A 479-nucleotide genomic window follows, 5' to 3' on the forward strand; every position below is an offset into this window, starting at 1 on the left:
GCACTTGAAGCGTTGAAAGCAGAACTTGAAAAAGCGAAAGCTATCAATCAGGCTGACTTTACTCCTAACAGCGTTGAACCATTGGTAGATGCAATAGCTGTGGCACAAGGTATTGTGAATAATCCGGAATCTGTAACTGTTGATCAAATCAAAGCAGCAACACAAGCGTTGAAAGATGCGCAAGCAGGCTTAGTTGCGAAAGCAGATAAAGCGGAACTTGATAAAGCAATCAATAACGCAGAAAGCTTAACTTTAGATCCGACTGATAAAGAAGATAAAGCAGTCCAAGATGCATTAGACAAAGCAAAAGCAGTACAAGCAGATCCTAATGCTTCACAAGCAGAAGTAGATGCAGCGAAATCAGCTTTAGAAGATGCAATTAACGCTAAAATTGCTCAAGATAAAGCAGATGCAGTCAATGCAGCACTTGAAGCGTTGAAAGCAGAACTTGAAAAAGCGAAAGCTATCAATCAGGCTGA

General features: G+C 40.7%; 1 protein-coding gene. It reads left to right on the forward strand.

Features of this window, described 5'->3' with window-relative positions; genetic code table 11:
• Positions 1-479 (forward strand): FIVAR domain-containing protein (locus CD112_RS13665; protein WP_180991561.1); only part of this gene is annotated, 479 nt, incomplete at both ends.

The organism is Staphylococcus simulans, from assembly GCF_002902285.1.
Classification (GTDB): domain Bacteria; phylum Bacillota; class Bacilli; order Staphylococcales; family Staphylococcaceae; genus Staphylococcus; species Staphylococcus simulans.